This is a genomic window from Gordonia sp. UBA5067 (assembly GCF_002414845.1).
Classification (GTDB): Bacteria; Actinomycetota; Actinomycetes; order Mycobacteriales; family Mycobacteriaceae; genus Gordonia; species Gordonia defluvii.
Genome location: NZ_DIAX01000075.1, coordinates 1 through 5,193, shown reverse-complemented (window position 1 = coordinate 5,193; position 5,193 = coordinate 1). Strand labels below are relative to the sequence as shown.

Below are 5,193 nucleotides of genomic sequence, written 5' to 3'. Positions count from 1 at the left end.
TCGTACATCATCTGGTAGGTCAGCGTGCCCGACTTGGAGACCAGGCCGATCGGGCCCTTGCCGCTGATGTTGTTCGGCGTGATGCCGACCAGCGCCTCGCCCGGCGTGATGATGCCGGGGCAGTTCGGTCCGATGATCCGGGTCTTCTCACCCTTTTCGACGTTGTAGGCCCAGGCGTAAGCGGAGTCCTGCACCGGGATTCCCTCGGTGATCACCACCAGCAGGCCGATCTCGGCGTCGATGGCCTCGATGATGGCATCTTTGGAGAAGGCGGGCGGTACGAAGGCGATCGAGGTGTCGGCCCCAGTCTCCTTCATCGCCTCGGCGACCGATGCGAAGACCGGCAACTCGACGGTGTTGCCGTCTGCGTCGAGGTGACTCACCGTGGTGCCGGCCTTGCGTGCGTTGACGCCACCAACGATGTTGGTGCCCGCTTTCAGCATCAGCGCCGTGTGCTTGGTGCCCTCGCCGCCGGTGATGCCCTGGACGATGACCTTATTGTTCTTGTTCAGAAAGATCGACATGTCTGTGCGCTCCTACTTGGCCGACGGATCGGCGGCCGTGGTTGATGGCGATGCCGCTAACGCGGCCGCACGGTCGGCGCCCTCGTCCATGGTGGTGGCGAGAGTCACGAGCGGATGGTTGGCATCGGCGAGGATCTTGCGTCCCTCGTCGACCTTGTTGCCGTCGAGGCGCACGACGAGCGGCTTGCTCGCGGCATCGCCCAGCTTGTTCAGGGCGCCGACGATACCGTTGGCGACCGCGTCGCAGGAGGTGATGCCGCCGAATACGTTGACGAACACACTCTTGACCTGCCGGTCACCCAGGATGACATCGAGACCGGCGGCCATCACGTCCGCCGAGGCGCCGCCACCGATGTCGAGGAAGTTGGCCGGCTTCACGCCCTGATGCTTCTCACCGGCGTAGGCGACAACGTCCAGTGTCGACATGACTAGGCCGGCGCCGTTGCCGATGACCCCCACTTCACCGTCGAGTTTGACGTAGTTGAGGTCGTTTTCCTTGGCTTTGAGCTCCAGCGGGTCAGTCGCGTCGCGGTCTTCGAACTCGACATGACCGGGTTGCCGGAAGTCGGCATTGCCGTCGAGGGTCACCTTGCCGTCGAGCGCGAGGATCTGATCGTCGGGGGTGCGCACCAGCGGATTCACCTCGACGAGCAGGGCGTCTTCGCCGACGAAGACCTCCCACAGCTTGGCAATGGTGACCGCGGCCGCGTCGAGGACCTCCGCGGGCAGGTGGCCCTGCTCGGCAATCGAGCGAGCCGTCGCCAGGTCGACACCCTTGACCGCGTCGACGGGCACCTTCGCGAGCCGGTCCGGCTTGGTCGCGGCGACCTCTTCGATTTCCATGCCGCCCTCGACCGAGCACATCGCCAGGTAGGTCCGGTTCGCGCGGTCGAGGAGGAAGGAGATGTAGTACTCCTCGGCAATGTCACTGGCCTCGGCGACCAGCAGCTTCTTGACGATGTGGCCCTTGATGTCGAGACCGAGGATGTCCTGCGCGTAGCGCTGCGCATCGTCGGGGGTCGCGGCGTACTTGACGCCACCGGCCTTTCCTCGTCCACCGGTCTTCACCTGCGCCTTCACCATCACTGGTTTGCCGATCTCCTCGGCAATCGCGCGCGCGTCGGCTGCACTGTCGGTGACCCGTCCAGGTGAGGTGGGCACCCCGTGCTTGGCGAACAATTCCTTCGCCTGGTATTCGAAGAGATCCATTCGATTCACCATTCCTGTTGGCGCCCGCGCGCGGATATGACGCGGGCGATATCTTCGGACTTTAACCCCCGGCCGTGCACTGCGTTCGCCCGGCTCCCGATCAGTCACGTTAGGACACCGCGAGTGTTCTGGTTCGCTCAGACCGCACTTGTGTGGAGATTGTCACTGATTGCTCACCAATCCGACCGAATGGTGGACTTGCGGGGTCGACTTCGATACCTTCGTTGAGGTGCCAAGTCACGAATTGGTTACGAAGACCGTGTGAAACAGGTAGTTAGGCAGGATTGTGGCCCAAGAACGTAACGGGGTAATCGAGCACGCCGGGCGTCGATTCGTCGCCCCGCTCGACGCGTCTGCAGTCGTTGCTGCCCGCACCACGACCGTCGCACCCGAGGACTTCGACGACGAGTTCGCCGCATTCACCCTGGACCGGCCGAACTGGACGGGCACCGTCCGCACCGGGCGCCGCCTCGATCCCGCCACCACGACGGCGTCGGAGATCACCCAGGACATCGCGATCTCGGAGTACGACTACCGGGAGACGTACCAGCCCGCGACCGCCCTCGTCGAATCCGGAGATGTCGAGTCCGGAGATATTGACGAGCTGCCGATCCAGCGGACGCCGACTCCCAAGCGCAAGCCGGGCAAGTCCGGGAAACACCGCGTCAGTGCACCGCCGACCTCACTGAAGGGCGGCCGCGCCGCACTCGTCGCGCTCGCCGCCGGCGCTGCGGTAGCCGCCGCAGCTCAGGCCACCGCGGTGGACAAGGCGAACACCACCGCCACCACTGCCGACGGAGCACCCGATCAGGGCCCCGGCGTCGTCACCGGGACGACCGACTCCGACATGAGCGCCTTCAGCCGTGGCCTCGGCACCGGCACGTCCCTCGCCACCGCCGAAACGGCGCGAGAGAACCTCAAACGGCGCCCGCTGTTCACCTCGCCCATCCCGCTGGGCGCCTACTCCTTCACCTCTGGCTTCGGATCACGCTGGGGCTCCTTCCACGGCGGCCTCGATATGGCCGCGCCGCTGGGCACACCGATCCACGCGGCGACCGACGGCGTCGTCATCGCTGCCGGACCCGCTTCCGGTTATGGCAACTGGGTACAGGTCAAAGCCGCCGACGGCACCGTCACGATGTACGGCCACATGTCGTCCTCGGGCGTACTGGTCCAGAAGGGCCAGCATGTCACCGCCGGTGACGTCATCGCACTGGTTGGCAACGAGGGATTCTCTTTCGGTCCGCACGTGCACTTCGAGGTGTGGAAGAACGGCACGACCAAGATCGACCCGATGCCGTGGCTCGCGCAGCACGGTGTCCGGTTGTCGGCCTACACCGGCTGAGTCCGCTACAGCTTTTCCCCCGGCAGCCCGCCCAGGGTCATAAAGGTCATCCGCCCGACATTGCTGCCAAAGTCGAAGGTTATCCGCTCGGTCGGCCCAGCGCCCTCTTTGGCCACCGCCTTGCCCAGACCGTACTTCGGGTGGTTCATCCGGTCGCCGATGTCGTAGTGGACGTGGCTGTTGCGCCCGCGAGTCGGCGCACCAAAGGTCTCACGACCCCGTGATCGTGGTGAACCGGACCCCGAGTCGCCCGACTCGAATCCGAAGGCCCCCGCGGCCCGATGCCGCGACGGGGAGCGGCGCGGTTCGGTGCGCCGCCAGTCGAGCAGGTGACCGGGAATCTCGGTGAGGAAGCGCGACTCCGGATTGGACACCGGTTGGCCCCACGACGCCCGCGACAGCGCCCGGGTCACGTACAACCGTTCCCTGGCACGGGTGATGCCGACATAGGCCAGGCGGCGTTCCTCGCTGAGTTCGGCCGGATCCCCCAAGGACCGCATGTGCGGGAAGTGCCCGTCTTCCCAGCCGGTGACAAAGACGACGGGGAACTCCAATCCCTTCGCCGTGTGCAATGTCATCAGCGTGACGACACCGGCGTCCGAGTCGGGCACCTGATCTGCGTCGGCAACCAGTGCCACCCGCTCCAGGAACGCCGCCAGCGAACCCGGCTCGGGCTCACCCTCGCCGTCATCGCCGTCGGCGATCGGCTCCGCCGCCGTCTCCTCAACGGCGATGGCGCTGAAGTCGCGTGCGACTGCGACGAGCTCGTTCAGGTTGTCCAACCGGGCACCATCCTGCGGGTCCCGCGACGCCTCCAGCTCGACCCGGTACCCGGATCGGTCGACGATGGCGGCGACGAGCTCGCCCACGTCCCCACCCTCGGCGGCCGCGTCGAGGACGATCGCGTCGGCGTCGCCGCCGGATCCGAACGTCGCGAGGAACTCCCGGCGCAAACTCTCGATCAGCTCCACGAATCCGCTGATCTGGTTGACCGCACGTGTGTTGAGCAGTGGCACCACGCCTTGTGTCGCGTCGAGCAACGCCTGATAGAAACTGATGCCGCGACTCTCGGCGTGCACCGCCACGCATGCCTCCGCGCGGTCGCCGATGCCGCGCCGGGGGGTGTTCAGGATGCGCCGCAGACTCACCGTGTCGTCCGGGTTGGCGACGGTGCGCAGATACGCGATGACGTCGCGCACCTCCTTGCGCTCGTAGAACTTTGTCCCCCCGACGACCTTGTAGGGGATTCCATGTCGGACGAAGACCTCCTCCAGGGCGCGAGAGCCGGTGTTGGTCCGATAAAAGACCGCGACATCGGCGTAGGTGCGGCTCGCCGATCCGCCGATCGAATAGTCGGTCAACACGTCGATCTCGCCGGCGATGAACGCCGCCTCGTCGCGGTCGGTGTCGGCGACGTAGCCCACGATCAGCTCGCCATCGCCCGACTCGGTCCACAGGCGCTTGGGCCGCCGGTTCGGGTTCTGCGCGATTACTGCGTTCGCCGCGGAGAGAATCGTCTGCGTCGACCGGTAGTTCTGCTCCAGCAGGATGGCGTGCGCGGCCGGGAAGTCGCGCTCGAACTCCTCGATATTGCGAATAGTCGCACCCCGGAAGGCGTAAATCGACTGGTCGGCGTCACCGACGACGCAGAGCTCGGCCGGCGGCGGGTCGCCCGACTCGTCGTCACCCCGGGTTCGCTCACTGTCGCTTCCGGCGCCCGCCAGTTCCCGGATCAGCACGTACTGGGCGTGGTTGGTGTCCTGGTACTCGTCGACGAGGATGTGCCGGAACCGCCGCCGGTAGTACTGCCGGACATCGGGGTGCCGCTGCAGCAGAGCGACGGTCTCCCCGATGAGGTCGTCGAAGTCGAAGGCGTTGGCCGCCCGCAGCCGGCGCTGGTAGAGGTCGTACACCTGCGCAATCACCGACTCGGCCGATTGGTCGGTGCCATCGGCCGGTTTGGCGGCGGCCGGGGTGACGAGTTCGTTCTTGAAGTTCGAAATGGCCACGGCCAGCCCGCGCGCCGAAAACTTCTTCGGATCGAGTTCCAGGTCGCGAATGATCATCCCCAGCAGCCGCCGCGAATCGTCCGCGTCGTAGATGGAGAAGTTCGAG

General features: G+C 66.0%; 3 protein-coding genes and 1 pseudogene. 1 reads left to right on the top strand and 3 read right to left on the bottom strand.

Annotation, left to right across the window (positions count from 1 at the left end; all coding sequences use genetic code 11):
- Together B4M62_RS12510 and sucC are read right to left on the bottom strand one after the other, a co-directional pair.
- Positions 1 to 524: pseudogene (locus tag B4M62_RS12510) on the bottom strand (succinate--CoA ligase subunit alpha); the annotation flags it as partial.
- Between the two features lie 12 nt (positions 525 to 536).
- Complete coding sequence (sucC, locus tag B4M62_RS12505; RefSeq protein ID WP_290713424.1) at positions 537 to 1,733, bottom strand: ADP-forming succinate--CoA ligase subunit beta; 1,197 nt, start codon at positions 1,731 to 1,733, stop codon at positions 537 to 539.
- Between the two features lie 286 nt (positions 1,734 to 2,019).
- Between sucC and B4M62_RS12500 the strand changes: the two genes are divergently transcribed.
- The gene (locus B4M62_RS12500) at positions 2,020 to 3,078 is read left to right on the top strand and encodes a M23 family metallopeptidase (protein WP_290713421.1); all 1,059 of its coding nucleotides are present in this window, start codon (positions 2,020 to 2,022) and stop codon (positions 3,076 to 3,078) included.
- Positions 3,079 to 3,083: 5 nt separating this feature from the next.
- On the opposite strand, the gene B4M62_RS12495 is transcribed toward B4M62_RS12500, so the two are convergent.
- On the bottom strand, positions 3,084 to 5,193 hold a 2,110-nt coding region (locus B4M62_RS12495; RefSeq protein WP_290713418.1), incomplete at its 5' end, for a 3'-5' exonuclease.